Source organism: Vagococcus acidifermentans (genome assembly GCF_003987655.1).
GTDB classification, from domain to species: Bacteria; Bacillota; Bacilli; order Lactobacillales; family Vagococcaceae; genus Vagococcus_B; species Vagococcus_B acidifermentans.
Genome location: NZ_NGKC01000021.1, coordinates 20,257 through 34,791, shown reverse-complemented (window position 1 = coordinate 34,791; position 14,535 = coordinate 20,257). Strand labels below are relative to the sequence as shown.

The 14,535-nt window shown below is 40.3% G+C and carries 16 protein-coding genes and 1 other annotated feature; of the genes, 3 read left to right on the top strand and 13 right to left on the bottom strand.

The window, feature by feature from the left end:
* Nucleotides 1-102: 102 nt before the first annotated feature.
* The 6 genes from CBF27_RS13240 to CBF27_RS13220 all read right to left on the bottom strand — a co-directional run bounded on the left by CBF27_RS13240 (nt 103) and on the right by CBF27_RS13220 (nt 5,853).
* Entirely contained in the window at nt 103-993 is an 891-nt protein-coding gene (locus CBF27_RS13240) for a hypothetical protein (RefSeq protein ID WP_170175123.1), read from the bottom strand.
* 218 nt (nt 994-1,211) lie between these two features.
* Nucleotides 1,212-2,423 carry a lanthionine synthetase LanC family protein gene (locus tag CBF27_RS13235; RefSeq protein WP_126815089.1) on the bottom strand — a complete coding sequence of 404 codons (1,212 nt, stop codon included), beginning with the start codon at nt 2,421-2,423 and terminating at the stop codon, nt 1,212-1,214.
* Nucleotides 2,416-4,383, bottom strand: coding sequence for a thiopeptide-type bacteriocin biosynthesis protein (locus CBF27_RS13230; RefSeq protein ID WP_126815087.1), 1,968 nt, complete (start codon nt 4,381-4,383; stop codon nt 2,416-2,418). Before CBF27_RS13230 ends, CBF27_RS13235 begins: the two co-directional genes overlap by 8 nt.
* A 7-nt stretch (nt 4,384-4,390) precedes the next feature.
* Nucleotides 4,391-4,606, bottom strand: a complete 216-nt coding sequence (locus CBF27_RS13225) for a DUF1989 domain-containing protein (protein ID WP_126815085.1) — start codon at nt 4,604-4,606, stop codon at nt 4,391-4,393.
* A 1-nt stretch (nt 4,607) separates the two neighbouring features.
* On the bottom strand, nt 4,608-4,736 hold the full coding sequence (locus CBF27_RS14510) for a hypothetical protein (RefSeq protein ID WP_281273706.1): 129 nt from the start codon (nt 4,734-4,736) through the stop codon (nt 4,608-4,610).
* Nucleotides 4,737-4,938: 202 nt separating this feature from the next.
* Nucleotides 4,939-5,853, bottom strand: a complete 915-nt coding sequence (locus tag CBF27_RS13220; protein ID WP_126815083.1) for an aminoglycoside phosphotransferase family protein — start codon at nt 5,851-5,853, stop codon at nt 4,939-4,941.
* Between the two features lie 149 nt (nt 5,854-6,002).
* On the opposite strand from CBF27_RS13220, the gene CBF27_RS13215 reads away from it, so the two are divergent.
* Nucleotides 6,003-6,362, top strand: coding sequence for a DUF2200 domain-containing protein (locus tag CBF27_RS13215; protein WP_126815081.1), 360 nt, complete (start codon nt 6,003-6,005; stop codon nt 6,360-6,362).
* Between the two features lie 80 nt (nt 6,363-6,442).
* On the opposite strand, the gene trpA is transcribed toward CBF27_RS13215, so the two are convergent.
* From trpA to trpE, 7 genes are all read right to left on the bottom strand, one after another.
* On the bottom strand, nt 6,443-7,219 hold the full coding sequence (gene trpA, locus CBF27_RS13210) for a tryptophan synthase subunit alpha (protein WP_126815079.1): 777 nt from the start codon (nt 7,217-7,219) through the stop codon (nt 6,443-6,445).
* A complete protein-coding gene (gene trpB / locus CBF27_RS13205) occupies nt 7,209-8,342 on the bottom strand; it encodes a tryptophan synthase subunit beta (protein WP_245986109.1) in 1,134 nt (377 codons plus the stop codon). Before trpB ends, trpA begins: the two co-directional genes overlap by 11 nt.
* A 62-nt stretch (nt 8,343-8,404) precedes the next feature.
* Nucleotides 8,405-9,031, bottom strand: coding sequence for a phosphoribosylanthranilate isomerase (locus CBF27_RS13200; protein WP_126815075.1), 627 nt, complete (start codon nt 9,029-9,031; stop codon nt 8,405-8,407).
* Entirely contained in the window at nt 9,024-9,785 is a 762-nt protein-coding gene (trpC, locus tag CBF27_RS13195; RefSeq protein ID WP_126815073.1) for an indole-3-glycerol phosphate synthase TrpC, read from the bottom strand. Before trpC ends, CBF27_RS13200 begins: the two co-directional genes overlap by 8 nt.
* Nucleotides 9,786-9,805: 20 nt before the next feature.
* A complete protein-coding gene (gene trpD / locus CBF27_RS13190; RefSeq protein ID WP_126815071.1) occupies nt 9,806-10,807 on the bottom strand; it encodes an anthranilate phosphoribosyltransferase in 1,002 nt (333 codons plus the stop codon).
* Nucleotides 10,791-11,384 (bottom strand): anthranilate synthase component II, encoded by a 594-nt coding sequence (locus tag CBF27_RS13185; RefSeq protein WP_126815069.1) that lies wholly within the window; start codon nt 11,382-11,384, stop codon nt 10,791-10,793. Before CBF27_RS13185 ends, trpD begins: the two co-directional genes overlap by 17 nt.
* Complete coding sequence (trpE, locus tag CBF27_RS13180; RefSeq protein WP_126815067.1) at nt 11,368-12,768, bottom strand: anthranilate synthase component I; 1,401 nt, start codon at nt 12,766-12,768, stop codon at nt 11,368-11,370. Before trpE ends, CBF27_RS13185 begins: the two co-directional genes overlap by 17 nt.
* Nucleotides 12,769-12,821: 53 nt before the next feature.
* Nucleotides 12,822-13,058: a binding site (T-box leader), on the bottom strand.
* Nucleotides 13,059-13,239: 181 nt separating this feature from the next.
* On the opposite strand from trpE, the gene prdD reads away from it, so the two are divergent.
* Both prdD and CBF27_RS13170 read left to right on the top strand, forming a co-directional pair.
* A complete protein-coding gene (prdD, locus tag CBF27_RS13175; RefSeq protein WP_126815065.1) occupies nt 13,240-13,986 on the top strand; it encodes a proline reductase cluster protein PrdD in 747 nt (248 codons plus the stop codon).
* 37 nt (nt 13,987-14,023) lie between these two features.
* On the top strand, nt 14,024-14,494 hold the full coding sequence (locus CBF27_RS13170) for a glycine/sarcosine/betaine reductase component B subunit (RefSeq protein WP_126815063.1): 471 nt from the start codon (nt 14,024-14,026) through the stop codon (nt 14,492-14,494).
* The last annotated feature ends 41 nt before the right edge of the window (nt 14,495-14,535 follow it).

Below are 14,535 nucleotides of genomic sequence, written 5' to 3'. Positions count from 1 at the left end.
ATTGGGGCTGTCCTGATGGACTTCCACGATGAATGGCTTAGTTCTACAAGAAAGTATATTAAGTTTGAACACTAAAAGACTAGTGAAACATTGTATAGTATTTTACACAAGATTATGGACTTGACTGTTTTTCGTTAGAAAATTGACTAAAAGACTAGTCAGCAAAACAAACAGCAGCACTAATAACAAATAACCAAAAATCAATAAACCATATTGCCAAAAAGAAACGGTTTGATACGAAAACAAATACACCGGCTGCGGATAATCAAGGTTTCCTAAAGGATAGAAGAAAGTCAAAATCAACATAATGAACGGAACAAGACACAATACAAAACTGAAAGTCGTTGCTAAAAAGACAATCTTCATCAGCATTTTTTCTAAAGCAGAAAAAGGAAACCCTTGGGTTAATGATTGGTGCTTTGTTTCTTCTACCAAAATATCACTACACAAAATAGTTACTAGGGGAAGCCATAAAAGGGATAGCAAGGCTAGCAAATGCGCAAGTGCCAGGACTAAGTTGTCTTCTTTCGTATAAATTTTAAAATGGTTATTATTGACTTTTTGGTAAAAGGTTTCATCAAGAAAATTCTCACTTTCGGTCGGCAGGTAGTCCTGATATTTGGAATAGTCCGGCATTTGATAGACTTTTTTTCTTACTTTGGTTAACTCTAAAGCACTTTCTTTAAAAAGTGGTGGATTTTCAAAAAGAATGGCTTGTTCCTGCCTTGCCAATAAATCCAGCTGCTGTACTAAATTCAAATACATAGCATCTGACTGAGCTTCTTCGCTGTTAAGATCCATATTTTTAAAATTGGACAAAATAGTCTCCACAGCTTGCCGTTCACTTCTGATTTCTTCAAATAAAAAGTCAGCTTTGGTTTTCAAGACCGTTATCAAGCTAAAAAAAGTCAAGAAGATAATGAAAATAAAAAGTAGCTTAAATTTAGGTTCCTTTCTATTAATAAGGACTAGCGTTTTAAAATAATTTAGCATCTTTCTATACTTGGTATTTATTTCAGTTCTTGTAACAAATACTCTCCCTTTCCAAATATTTAATCAATCTTACGAAAAATATCTTAACTATTGGTTTACCATTATTTATTTAGATTCGAGACATCTTTGTATTAATTTTAACAATATTAAGGATGAAACTAAAAAATACTGAGATATCAACTTTCCAGAGTTTCTCATTATAAACCCTTGAATGCAGGTTATAGATACCCAAGTACCCAATCATTTTGAAATCTTCTGTTTGTTTCGAATGAATTTAAAGCCAATAAGCTACCGGCTACCCCATCCAATAAACCTATTTTTAATTGCGGGCCTTTGTCGATATCCAAAGGTGTGTCTGTGAACTCTTCTAAAGTATACACGGAAATTTCATTATAAAAATAGTTAGCTGCGTTATAAAACTTAATATTATTTGTCTTCTTATATGAGTATAGAGAATAATATAAAAGACCTGATGTTCCGTGGCAAAGAATTTTACTATCTTTATTGATAGTAGTAGTACTCATTGCAAGTTCTAAGAAATCTAGAGATATGTTCTCGATATTGATCTTACTTGGAAGAAATTCTGGAAAATATGATAATACTAATGTAACTCCGATATTTCCGTAACACCAAGAACCATTTTTACAGTCTTGATTAGCCAGATCATCACTAATTATCTGTGGAAATAAATTTTCATTATTTATAGATGTTAATAGTATTCCAATTAGATATTCAATAGTTTCTTTTTGTTTTCCAGTTAGACGAAATAAATTTTTAAATTCTGCGAATGCTAACAGAATTCCTGATATACCATGAGCTATTCCGAGAACGATTCCACCATTTGGAAAAAATGTTTTCATATTACCTATTAAATTATTTTTAGTTAAATATAGATACGGTCTTTTATTATCTGTAGGTTTGCAATATTCACTGAAAATATCAAGTATATCGAGTAAAACTTGCTCAGTTACTTTTCTTTCCCTTAACTGATATGTCTTACTCAAATAGAGAGCAATCCCACTAAGTCCTGAAAGCAAATCATACGTTCCATAAGTAAGTCCTTTGCTTTTATGTATCCATTTATAATCATTTAATTCTTTTTCAATTGTTTCAATGATTAGTTCATCAATTGTTTTTATATATTCTCCAAGACTATTTACGGAATCATTTATAGACAATAATCCTACATTAATACCCGGCAGGCCACCAAACAGTGACGTGGATATATGAGAGCTATTATTGATACAGAGGATTATTTGTTCTATATATTTTTTTTTGATTGAATTATACATTTCTGTATTAATTGTGTAGGACAAATTTTTTAAAGCTACAAGTAGTCCACTATATCCACCTGCCAAAGTAAGTCGTTCATTTTTATTAACTGTTATCTTTTTTTCAAAAAAAAGATCTTCTACAAGCTTGTTATTCATTGAAACCTCCTATATATTTTTTCGAATTCACAAATTTGTATAAAAGAGAATATACTTTTTCTTCAAAATTTCTATCAATCCCTGAAGCTCTATTCATGTGCATATGGGCCAAACTCAAAATAATATCTTCGTTTAACTTTAAACTATTTTTTTCTAATATAGCTGATTTAAAATCTGTATCTACGGTAATTGATGACATAATTTTATATTGATCCCATATTTGTTTTTTTATCTTTTGATATTGATTGCTGGATTTATCTTTATACCTTGAAAAAATTTTTAAAATATTGTCGTCATCGACACCTATTTTTCTTAATAACGAATATAAAAGCAATATATGATCTGAAACGTTACTTGTATTCTCTTCTATAAATATTTTGCTGGATAACTGGCTGTCGTAAGTAAATATACTATACACTATTGGACCCCTGTTAAACAGATTATATCTACTAATTTCAGGAAAAAAAGGTTGCAATTTATAATTATAAATATATTTTTTTTGTAATAAATTATTTAAAAATTTTACAAATTCGTTCAAATGCTTCTCTTCTTTAGAAACAAAGCGAAACCTAATATGAGGAAAATCGTCTGCATAGTTGATATAGAACCATTTATTAATATTCATATTTTCAGTTATTTTTTTTATTATCAACTCCAAAACTATTTCGTAATATTGTTCTTTGGGGTAAATGTAAAAATTATTGCATTGTTCTTCAAAAAAATCAAAGTTATCACAAAGAGAAACACTGCTTTCATTTAAATTTTGGGAATTTTTTTCTTTTTCAAAAGAATAAACATACTGCTTAAAACCTTCTTGGCACTCGAGTTGATGTTGAACATCAATAAAACTAACTCTATCTAATTGTCCCGAATGGCTTCTTATCACTTTTTCAATATTATTTAAGTGAATTTCATTTTCTAAATTATATACAATCGGGGCTTCTCCTTGGGACAGTCCTATTAAGTTAGGTAAATGGCATCTTTCTTTAAATTCTAAAAAAGCTTTTTTTATTTCGCCTGTAATAGTCATATTTTTTTTAAAAACTTCATCAAGTTTCCATTCTGCACGTCTTAAAATAATATCTCCGTATGTAATTTCTGGTAAAAAAGAAACATTGAGGCCTTCTAATATTGGCGGATCCAACGAGATTTGTAATCCGCTTAAAGAAGCACGCAGTAAAAATAAATATATTTGGGGAAACCTTTTTGATAGAGAAGATGAATTTGTTACTTTAAAAAGCAATCTTTTGTTCAATGTTTTAGAAAAAAAGTAAATTTCATTATTTTCTATACCTACATATATATCTTGTAAGTCTATTGGTATGGCTCCATTTCTTACAACAGAATTGAAAGCCAGTTCATATTGACTAATATTTTTAGACCAACAAATATTTGCAAATTTACTATCGAAAGGCTTGCAAGTTAAGTCTACAATAATAACATTTTCATGGTTTTTTATACTGATACTATCATTTTCTAAAAATTGATGTATTCTACCATTTATTCTACCGAATGAATAACTTCCTGTTCCCTTTTCAATAATTATTTTTCCGTTAACATTATAGAAAATTATCTCTCCTTGATCAAAACTTTTAATCGAACCATTTTTAGATGATAATATATCTTCTAAATATGGCTCTATGTCAACAGATGTTTTATTTTCTATAACCATGCTATTTATAATGAAATTTTCGATTTGAACTAAATTTTCACTTTTATTGATTTTTATGTCATTTTTCAATAGTACTTCTATAAACTCAGTGTCATAAATAAGTTTACAAACAGGTACAAAATCACGACTATATTTACTTTTTAGGTAATTCACTATATTCATATTAATCATAGCTTTTGATGTATCACCAGTTAACACTGATAAAGCTTCTAATGATTTATTTAATTTTTCCCTATTATTAACCAAATTATTTTTTAATGGTTCGTAACCAATACGTGCAATGTTCAATACGGCTTCACTTTCCGCAAAATGTGGTAACCTTCAAGCTTTCGTTGCAGTCGATGGTCACGCCGGGAGACAAGTATTCTGTGGGAGATACTTGGTTTACCGCGAAAAAATCAACTACTTGCTCACCATATAAATCTACTATCTCAATTAAATCCCCTTTGTTTGCTTTGAGGGTGATGCCGCTCTGAGCAGCTACAATGTATTCTTTCTCATTCTTGCACATACTAAATTTCTCCTTTCAAACTGGATATTTCATCATTTTGTTGTTCAAGTTGAATATGTTGAATGGGGATATTCCTTCTTCTTAGTTCTCCGATGATGCGGTCAAATGCATCTTTTTTATAAAGTGTCATGGGAGAAGTGATATCCCGTCATACTCATGATGCAGTTTTTCTAATATCTGCACATTCCATTGACACCATTCGGGATAGTCCAGGAAGTCATTTTTCTGGATTGATTTTGGCAGATTGTGCCGGAAAAAATCGCCAATTTCTTCAGGGTCATATAAAAATGATCTCGTTTAATCCAAATTATCATGGGCTGTTCTCCTTATATTTAGTAGGTCACATTTAAAAAATGAGCTTTTTGATAGGCCTCTTCATAAAAATAATGTTCCCAATCGTTTGTGATAGCCTCAGGGGTTATTTCTTTGAGATGGCTGATGTTCAACAGTAATTGATTGTATGATTCCAAATGATAGTCATATAGAAACTGTTCTTTGCTTATGAATGCTTTTAACTCTGCAGTGAGCGCTGTATAAAATGCAGTCAAAAATAGCGAAGCGCTGTTTTCGTCATCTAAAAAAGTTAGGCCGCGTTTGAATTTGTCTCGGTCTTTATTGTAAAATGTGGCGAAACGTGCTGTATCAGAAATGTAACTGCTGAGTCTGCCATGCTCCCAATCGATTATTTTTACGTTATTGTGCTTATTGTCATACAGGACATTTATCGGCAGCAGGTCATCGTGGCATAAACTTTTAGGGCTATCCACAAAGCGTTGGATATATGTCAGATATGCCTCATGCATCACTGTATTCTTTTCTATTTTACAAAGAAACCGTTCTTTAGCGGCGATTTGGTCATCAATACTTGGGGAAATATTTTTTAACGGCTGCGGATTGCTCCAAAAATAACTGACTAATTCCGCCAACGCTTCTCCCAGCAGTTCGGCAGCTGCCGGATTCAGAATGGATAAGTTGTCCCCGGCAACGTAATCAGTCGTCATCCACCAGTTGCCTTCCGAATCTTTTGCTGTTTGTCGGATTGCAGGCATAATGCGGAACTGATTGTGTTTTTGCAGTATGCGATTGAGTGAATATTCATTCCGGGTTATTTTTTTTAATATAAATTTTTTATTTTCAGTTGTCACTAAAAGGAACACATTGTATGTTTTTTCCAATCTGCTATCAGTTATTGGGCTGAAAGTTTTAATGGTTTGGTTGGCCAGTGACTCGATAGTATGTTTATCCATCGCTCTCCTCCATATTAGTATTGTATTTCTTCTGGAATTTACTGTCAAATGGCTTTTGTCCTCTCTCTTTTCTTGACTTAATTGCAAGATCACGTCATGATAACATTAAGTCGTTTTACAGAAAAAACAATCCATTTGGAGGTCTTTATATGAAAAATCAGCGGGTTTACCAGATGAGTTTTGCCAGTGTGTACCCTCTCTATCTTAAAAAAGCGGAAAAGAAAAACCGGTCCAAAGAGGAAGTGGACGGCATCATATTTTGGCTGACCGGCTATGATGCTGACTCTTTGAATGCTCAATTGGTAAAGAAAGTGGATCTGGCACACTTCTTTCAGGAGGCGCCGGAACTTAATCCGGCTCGAAAAGAAATCAAAGGTGTGGTGTGCGGTGTACGTGTGGAAGATATTAAAGAGCCGTTGATGCAGGAAATCCGCTATCTTGATAAACTGATTGATGAACTGGCAAAGGGGAAAAAAATGGAAAAAATCTTGCGGGAACCATCTCCGTAAGATTTTTTCCAATAATGTTGAAAATAGTGCTTTATCAAGGGAACAGGTTCGCATTCACTGAGAGGATGCCCTGTTCTTTTTTAAAGTGATTCCGTGGCTTGTTTGATAAATTGACCGGCGGCCTGGGTGCCTTCTGAGGAAAGCAGTGACACGATTTTCGAGCCAACGATGACGCCGTCGCAAACGGATGTAAACCGGTGAACATCTTCTGTTGAAGAAATACCGAATCCGGCTAATACTGGAATTGGACTGATTTCTTTTATGGCAGCAAGATGCTTGTTTAAAGAGGTACTGTATGTTTTCCCAAGTCCTGTGGTACCATTGACCGTTACTGCATAGACAAAGCCTTCTCCGGCTGTTGTCAATTGTGCAATTCGTTCACGCGAACTGGTGAGGGTGACCAATTGAATCAAGGATAAATCAGAAGATGCAAGAAATGGTGCCACGAGTTCCTGATGTTCATAAGGCAAGTCTGGGATAATCAGTCCCTTGACTGCTGTGGTCCGCAAGTCGTCTGTCAGCTGTTCCAAGCCGTAATGAAAAAAAGAATTGGCGTAACCCATCAGGATGAGCGGAATATCGCTTGACATAGTTTGCAGTAAGCGGATGATTTTTTTCAATGTAACACCTTGACATAAAGCATCCAGTCCGGCCTGTTGAATGACCGGACCGTCTGCTACAGGGTCTGAAAACGGGATACCTAATTCGATGGCACACGCGCCGCTTTTCGCGAGTTCTTCAATCTCTTGGGGCAATCTTTCCAGACCGTTTGCACCGGCCATGATGTACGGGATAAAAAGTTTTCCTTTGTCTTTTAAGTATTGCTGTAAATAAGGAGTCAGTGTTTTAGTTTGCATGCCGGGTTCCCTCCATTCTCTCTTTTATTTGCTGAACGTCTTTGTCTCCTCTGCCTGACAGACAAATGACCATCAACTGGTCAGCTGCTAGCGTGGGCGCCAATTTGACAGCTTGGGCAATGGCGTGTGAACTTTCTAAAGCCGGGATAATCCCCTCTGTCCGTGACAGCAATGAAAAAGCAGAAAGGGCCTCCTCGTCAGTGACTGCATAGTATTCAGTCCGGTTAGTACTTAATAAATAGGAATGTTCGGGGCCGACTCCCGGATAGTCCAGACCGGCGGAAATGGAGTATGGTTCAACAACTTGTCCGTCTTCGGTTTGCAGCAAATGCATACGTGCCCCGTGAAGGATACCGACCTCTCCTTTCGTGATTGTTGCCGCATGTGCGTTTGTCTCTACTCCGAGCCCGGCTGCTTCGACTCCAATTAAACGGACGGATGTATCATTGACGAACGGATAAAACAGCCCCATGGCATTGCTGCCTCCGCCGACACATGCCAGCGCAATATCAGGCAGTCTCCCTTCTATCTGGAGTATTTGTCTGCGCGTCTCTTCACCTATCACACTTTGGTAATCGCGGACAATTTCAGGAAACGGATGCGGTCCCAATACAGACCCCATGACATAATGGGTATCTTCGACGGTTGCGACCCAGTGGCGTAAGGCTTCATTGACAGCATCTTTCAGTGTCTGGTTACCTGATGTGACACGTTCGACTGTTGCCCCCAACAGCTCCATCCTGAAAACATTCAGAGCTTGCCGTTCGACATCGACAGCACCCATAAAAATTGTGCATTCCATGCCGAAAAGCGCGGCAGCTGTGGCTGTAGCAACACCATGCTGACCAGCACCGGTCTCGGCGACAACTTTCTTTTTACCCATTTTTCGTGCGAGTAGAATTTGTCCCAGGGCATTGTTGATTTTGTGTGCTCCGGTATGATTTAAATCTTCTCTTTTTAAGTAAATTTTTGCCCCGCCCAGCTGTTTTGTCAGCTGCTCGGCATAGTACAGAGGGGTCTCTCTTCCTACATATTCTTTGAGATAGTAGTCGAGTTCTTTTTGAAAGTCGGCATCTGTCTTAGTTTTACCGTAAACGTCCTGTAGTTCTTTAATGGCAAACATCAGTGTTTCCGGGACAAACTGTCCTCCAAACTGACCATAAAAGCCTTTTTTTATCTGGTTGATTATACATTTTTTTCCTCCTTGACGCGTTGTATAAATCGCTGTATTTTCTTGATATCCTTTTTGCCGTCTGTTTCAACTCCGCTAGATACATCAACACCATAAGGTTTGAATATTCGGATAGCACGCGCGACATTTGTTTCATCCAGTCCACCGGCAACAAAGAATTTTCTGCGGCTTAGTTGGTGCTGCTGTTCTGTTGTCACAGACCAGTCAAATGTTTTTCCGTTCCCGCCTGCATAAGGTTGATTTCCTGCCGGCGCATCAAGCAGCAAATAGTCGCCGCAGCTTTTCTTGATGCGTGAGACCAGGCCAGTCTGAGCGCCGTTGATTGCTTGAATCAACGAACAATATCCCGGTATGTCCGTCCGTTGAAACGTACCATGAACCTGAATCAGATCAAGTGGGACAGTGTCAATTGTTTCCAAAAGTACTTTTTTAGAAGGAGACACAAACACTCCGACTTTTTTGACCGTTTTAGGCACATGTTTTGAAATCGTTGCTGCGTGTTCAGCAGTGATTCGGCGTCTGCTTTCGGCAAAGACAAAGCCAATATAGTCCACACCGGCAGCGACAGCGCCATCAACGGTTCGCTCATCGGTCAATCCGCAAATTTTTACTTTAGTCATTACGTGTTACCTGCAGTTCCAACGCTTTTTTGGTGACGTTTGTCGCTTTCATCAAGTTTTCTCCGACTAAGATGGCTTGAAAATTTGAGCTGATTTTCCTGACATCCTGTGCGGTCCTGAACCCTGATTCGCTGATGTAGACTGTCTCAGATTGATGTGGTGCGAGCGCCACACTCGTTTCTAAGGTCACATCAAAGGTTTTCAAATCACGGTTGTTGACACCGATGAGCTTTGCTCCCAGTGCTTCTGCGGCAGCCAGTTCCTTTTCATTATGAACTTCAACCAGCACTTCCAGTCCCAACTTTCGCGCTTTATCATAGAGTTCTTTCAGTTTTTGAACAGTCAATGCTGCAACAATCAGTAAAACGATGCTTGCGCCGGCATTGTACGCGCGAATCAGCTGTTTTTCATCGATGATAAAATCCTTGCACAAAATCGGCAAGTCAACAACCTGGCTGATGCGGTTGAGATCAGTGAATGAGCCGTTAAAATAAGTCTCGCTTGTCAAAACTGAAATTGCGCTGACGCCCGCCTCTTGATAGTCCCGAGCTTGTTTTAATATATCCACTTCCTGATTGATGATACCTTTTGACGGCGATGCCCGCTTGATTTCAGCAATCAAATGAATGTGTTCCGGATTTTCTCTGATTAAATGGTAAAGAGACGGCCGATCTTCTTGCCGGGTGACGGCTGTTTCCGGCATGTCTGCCACTTCTTTTAGTTTAGCTTCAAGTATGGTCTGTAAAAAATCCATTGTGGTTCCTCCTTGTTAAGTTAGTTATATTGAATCAGGGCAAACAACTTGTCATACGCTGCGCCAGAAGCGACACACATCCGGGCAAGTTCTATACCTGCTGAAATATCTTTTGTTTTGCCGTTGGCGAAAAATCCCAGACCGGCGTTCAATATAACGGTATCCAGATAAACGGACGGCTTGTTTGCCAGTACATCCAGCAGAATCGCCGCATTGTGTCTGGCATCGCCGCCGGTAATCGCCTCGATCGGTGCCCGTTCAAAACCGTAGAAGGCAGGGTCGACAGTGAATTTTTCCACCTTTCCCTGAGTAAAAAGTGCGCAAGTTGTGTTACCGGCTAAATTAGCTTCATCCATGCCATTATGACCGTGAATCACCAGAGCGCGCTTTCGCCCAAGTTTTCCTAGTGCCCCGGCTGTCTCGACCATACTATCTTTGGCGTAAGTTCCCATCAGCTGTGTTTTTAAAGGAACAGGATTAATGAGCGGACCGAGCAAATTAAATACAGTTGGCGTCGCCAGTTCTTTCCGGATTTTCATCACAGCCCGCATCACTGGGTGCAGTGCCGGGGCAAAGAGAAAAGCGATGCCCAGCTGATCAAGCAAGGCGGTGATTTTGTCTGCTGATGCACGGATGTCAACACCCAGATATTCTAATACGTCCGCACTTCCCGAACGGCTGGAAATGCCCCGGTTGCCGTGTTTAGCCATGGTGATGCCGCCTGCTGCCAGTACGAATGCGGCGGCTGTTGAAATATTGAAACTATTCGAGTAATCACCGCCAGTGCCGCAGTTGTCCATCGCATCACAAGTGTTATAAGCTATAGGGAGGGCATGATGTTGCATCACTGCTGCCAGAGCAGCCAATTCCTCTGCTGATACGCCGTTGAATTTCATGGCGACCAGTGCCGCACCGAGTTGGCTTTCAGATACATTGCCTGAAACGATATTTTGTGCAAATTCTGTCATCTGTTGAAAGTCCAGATGGCTTCCGTTGTATAGTCTGTTATATATTTGCTGCATGAGCTGTCCCCTCCTTTGTTTTTTGAACCAATGCTAAAAATTGATCAATGAAATACTGTCCCTGCTCTGTCCCGATAGACTCCGGATGAAATTGCAAACCGACAATCGGCAATGTCCGGTGCTGAATTGCCATGACACAGCCGGCTGTTTCTGCAAGGATGTCGAACTCTTTGGGAATCGTTGTTTTTTCAATCATCAGCGAGTGGTAGCGCATAACCCGCATCTTTCCTTTAAAATCAGCGAGAATACCGGCAGGTTTATAGTTGATTTGTGATTGCTTGCCATGCGTAATGTGCGGAGCAGAACGGACAGTTGCCCCGAATACCTGCCCAATCGCCTGATGTCCGAGACAAATCCCCAAGATTGGTTTGCTTTCTTTGTATTGATTGATGAGCGGCAGCAACATGCCAGCTTCCTCTGGCCTGCCGGGACCGGGAGATAAAACGAGTGCTTCTGCGCACTTTGCGGCATCTTCAATAGCTGGATCATCGTTGCGCAAAACCGTGACAGATACTTTACTGAACTGCTGCGCGAGATTGTACGTAAAGGAATCATAGTTATCAATTATTAAAATCATGTAGGTCCACCTCCAGTAATGTGCGGGCTTTTTGCATTGTTTCAAGGTATTCGGCTGTTGGATTGGAATCGTAGACAACACCGCCCCCTGCTTGCACGTAAGCGTAGCGATCTTTGACAACCATTGTCCTGATTGCTATGGCAAAATCAGCCTGATCATTTTGTGATAAATAACCGACGGCACCGGCATATATGCCGCGTTTCACAGGTTCCCACTGGTAAATCCGGGTCATCGCTCGGATTTTGGGGGCGCCGCTGACCGTTCCTGCGGGCAATGTGGCTTTCAGCGCATCCATTGCAGTCACTCCGGTCCGGCGCCTGCCTTCAACCACGGAAACGATGTGCATCACATAGCGGAATTTTTCAATGGTCATATAAACTGGCACCGTCACACTGCCGGATTCTGCAATTTTGGCGATGTCATTTCTTCCCAAATCTATCAGCATCAAATGTTCAGCACGTTCTTTTTCGTCATGTAGTAACTCGGCTGCCAATTGTGCATCTTCGTTTTCTGTCTGTCCCCGTTTCCTGGTTCCGGCAATCGGATTAGTTGTGACTGTATATCCGCTGACACGTACTAGGCTTTCTGGCGAACTGCCGATTATTTGAAATCCTTCTGCGAGGTCCAAATAATAGAGATACGTTGACGGATTGGCAGACCGCAGCTTCCGGTAATAATCAAACGGATTTTGTGTGAAGCGGGCTTTTAAGCGCTGAGACGGTACAACTTGAAATAAATCTCCTGCTGTAATCAGCTTTTTGGCTTGCGCGACGATGTTTTCGTATTCTTCTTGAGAAAAGTTACTCGTGAATGCCAACTGTTCCTGTTCTATTGTTTGTGATTCAGCTGTCTCAGGGCTGTTCAACTGTTCCATAATCACATCTGCCGAATGCTGCAATTCAGAATCTGGACGGTCACTGTAGGTGTTCTCGCTGACGATTGTCAGGTTATTTGTCTTATGGTCAAAGACTATATATGTTTCGTAAAGAAAAAAGATCATGTCCGGAATCTGTAACTCATCGTGCGGCACTTGTCCGATTTCTTCGTAGCAGGCAGCCACATCATATCCGACGTAGCCAATCGCTCCTCCTTGAAATAGTATTTTTTCTTCCGGGTAACTGTTTTTGAGGACGTATGTTTCCACCTCTTTCAGCGGATCACTGCAAGGATAGGTGCGGCACTCGCCAGTTTGCCGGTAACTGACTGAGAATAATCCGTTATGGTAGCGCAATTCGGCAACCGGGTCAAAAGCAATCAGTGAGCAGCTGTTCGAAGCCTCTTCTTTTGGCACACTTTCCAATAAACATTTGTTCTTCCCCCGGATACGTAAAAACGCTGAAACCGGCGTGATGCAATCCCCATTCATTTGTTTGATAATTCGCATCTTAACCTCTCCCCTCTTCAATAAAAAAAGCCCCCAAACAGATACATAATCTGTCTGAGGGCGAAAAATTCACGGTGCCACCTCAATTGATGCATCAAAAAATAAGATACATCACCTCTATCAATTGTCCAACAACAACCTTCCTCGCTATCGGGAGTTCCCGGAAAGACCTACTGCATTCAATCTTTCGACACAAGAGTCCATTTCCGATATCTGATTTGCTGATTCACACCCCCATCAGCTCTCTGGGCAATCAAGGACATCGTACTTCTCTCCTGTTTTGTCATTTCTTATTGGTAGGAATATTACACGAGTTGATGAGAAAAGTCAACACTATTTCTCATTATTTTTTAATTTTTTTGTTTAAAGGCCACATCTACTGTAAGAAAAGCTAGTTTAATCTGCCGCTTGGTCTGGCTTGCTGTGTGCTATACTTAATGTAAATGAGTGGATAAAGTGAGGTGAATTGTCATGAAGGAAGATGAGCAGCTGATTATCCGAAGTTATCATATCCATGAGGTGACTTACGGCGCAACGAATAAGGTGTCAGAAGATGGCAAAATGACCGTTAAGCTCGATACAGAAGTACTTCAACACCCGTTGATTCACGCCATTTCGTTACGGGTTATCGCCCCTGATGAACATCAGCAGTATACAAATACGATCATGGACGTTATTCCGCTGTCGGTCAAAGCACTGGGAAGAATCGGTCAGGGCATCACCAATACGATGACCGGCGTCTATGTTTTGCTGACGGGTGTCGATACGAATGGCCGCCAAGTATGTAATGGCGGCGGCAGTGACGGCATCCTTGCCGACACGATATCTTGGGGCAAACCGGGGACGCCTCTTGAATCGGACTATTTGATTGCGTTTGATGTGGTGTTGCAGGCAGATGCCTGGGTCTCGCGTGCCGGACCAGATGCGGCACATCAGGCTTGTGATGAATTTTGTGACATTTTCCGTGAGCAGCTGCGTTATTTTAATCCGTCTGCTTATTCTGAAAAACATGTTTTCCCAGGTCATCAGTGCTCTGATGCGAAACAAGTCGTCCTGGTCAAAGAAGTCTCCGGACAAGGAGCTGTTTATGACACGCGCTTATTTGCCAATGAACCTGGTGCCTTTGCGGGAGGTAAGTCGATTATCGACATGGGCTGTATGCCTGTTGTTTTGACACCGAATGAATACCGTGACGGTATCGTGCGGGCGCTGGATTAGCTTGTTGAGTTTGTTATTTTAAAAAGGAGGAATCGCATTGGGACTGGGAACAAGTTTAAAGGAGACGACGCTGCACCACTACCGTGACCCGTTCGCCGATTTACTGAAAGATGACCCGGAAATGGATTTAGCCGCTGTCATTATCATGGGCAGTGCGGACGACACACCGACCAAAATGCTGGCAAGTGATCGGACCGCTCAAACGCTTGCTGCCATGGGAGTTGACGGGGCCATTTTATCTTGTAACGGTTTTGGCAATAACCATATTGATTATGCCAACCTGATTGAACAAGTTGGCAAGAAAGGAATTCCGTTTGTTGCTATGAGCGCTTGCGAGGCAGAGGATTTTGTTGTTCAAAATGCTTATCTGTCACACGTTCTGCCCTTTTATAAAACAAGCGGCAGCGAGGATTCCGGCGTGTTAGCAGAAAATACTGTCACTGTACAAGATGCCAAACTGGCCATTGCGATGCTGAGATTGAAAATGCGCCAGCAAAAAGAACATTGACTTGGTATGTCAATAAAAAAAACCGAAGAAGTGCAAACCTC

What these genes read in the sequence shown, in the direction of transcription:
- CBF27_RS13240 (WP_170175123.1), bottom strand. Translation starts at nt 993, where the DNA reads ATGCTAAATTATTTTAAAACGCTAGTCCTTATTAATAGAAAGGAACCT.
- trpB (WP_245986109.1), bottom strand. Translation starts at nt 8,342, where the DNA reads ATGTTTGCCATTAAAGAACTACAGGACGTTTACGGTAAAACTAAGACA.
- CBF27_RS13215 (WP_126815081.1), top strand. Translation starts at nt 6,003, where the DNA reads ATGAAAAATCAGCGGGTTTACCAGATGAGTTTTGCCAGTGTGTACCCT.
- CBF27_RS13185 (WP_126815069.1), bottom strand. Translation starts at nt 11,384, where the DNA reads ATGATTTTAATAATTGATAACTATGATTCCTTTACGTACAATCTCGCG.
- prdD (WP_126815065.1), top strand. Translation starts at nt 13,240, where the DNA reads ATGAAGGAAGATGAGCAGCTGATTATCCGAAGTTATCATATCCATGAG.
- CBF27_RS14510 (WP_281273706.1), bottom strand. Translation starts at nt 4,736, where the DNA reads ATGACACTTTATAAAAAAGATGCATTTGACCGCATCATCGGAGAACTA.
- trpE (WP_126815067.1), bottom strand. Translation starts at nt 12,768, where the DNA reads ATGCGAATTATCAAACAAATGAATGGGGATTGCATCACGCCGGTTTCA.
- CBF27_RS13225 (WP_126815085.1), bottom strand. Translation starts at nt 4,606, where the DNA reads ATGTGCAAGAATGAGAAAGAATACATTGTAGCTGCTCAGAGCGGCATC.
- trpC (WP_126815073.1), bottom strand. Translation starts at nt 9,785, where the DNA reads ATGGATTTTTTACAGACCATACTTGAAGCTAAACTAAAAGAAGTGGCA.
- trpD (WP_126815071.1), bottom strand. Translation starts at nt 10,807, where the DNA reads ATGCAGCAAATATATAACAGACTATACAACGGAAGCCATCTGGACTTT.
- CBF27_RS13220 (WP_126815083.1), bottom strand. Translation starts at nt 5,853, where the DNA reads ATGGATAAACATACTATCGAGTCACTGGCCAACCAAACCATTAAAACT.
- CBF27_RS13200 (WP_126815075.1), bottom strand. Translation starts at nt 9,031, where the DNA reads ATGACTAAAGTAAAAATTTGCGGATTGACCGATGAGCGAACCGTTGAT.
- CBF27_RS13235 (WP_126815089.1), bottom strand. Translation starts at nt 2,423, where the DNA reads ATGAATAACAAGCTTGTAGAAGATCTTTTTTTTGAAAAAAAGATAACA.
- trpA (WP_126815079.1), bottom strand. Translation starts at nt 7,219, where the DNA reads ATGCAAACTAAAACACTGACTCCTTATTTACAGCAATACTTAAAAGAC.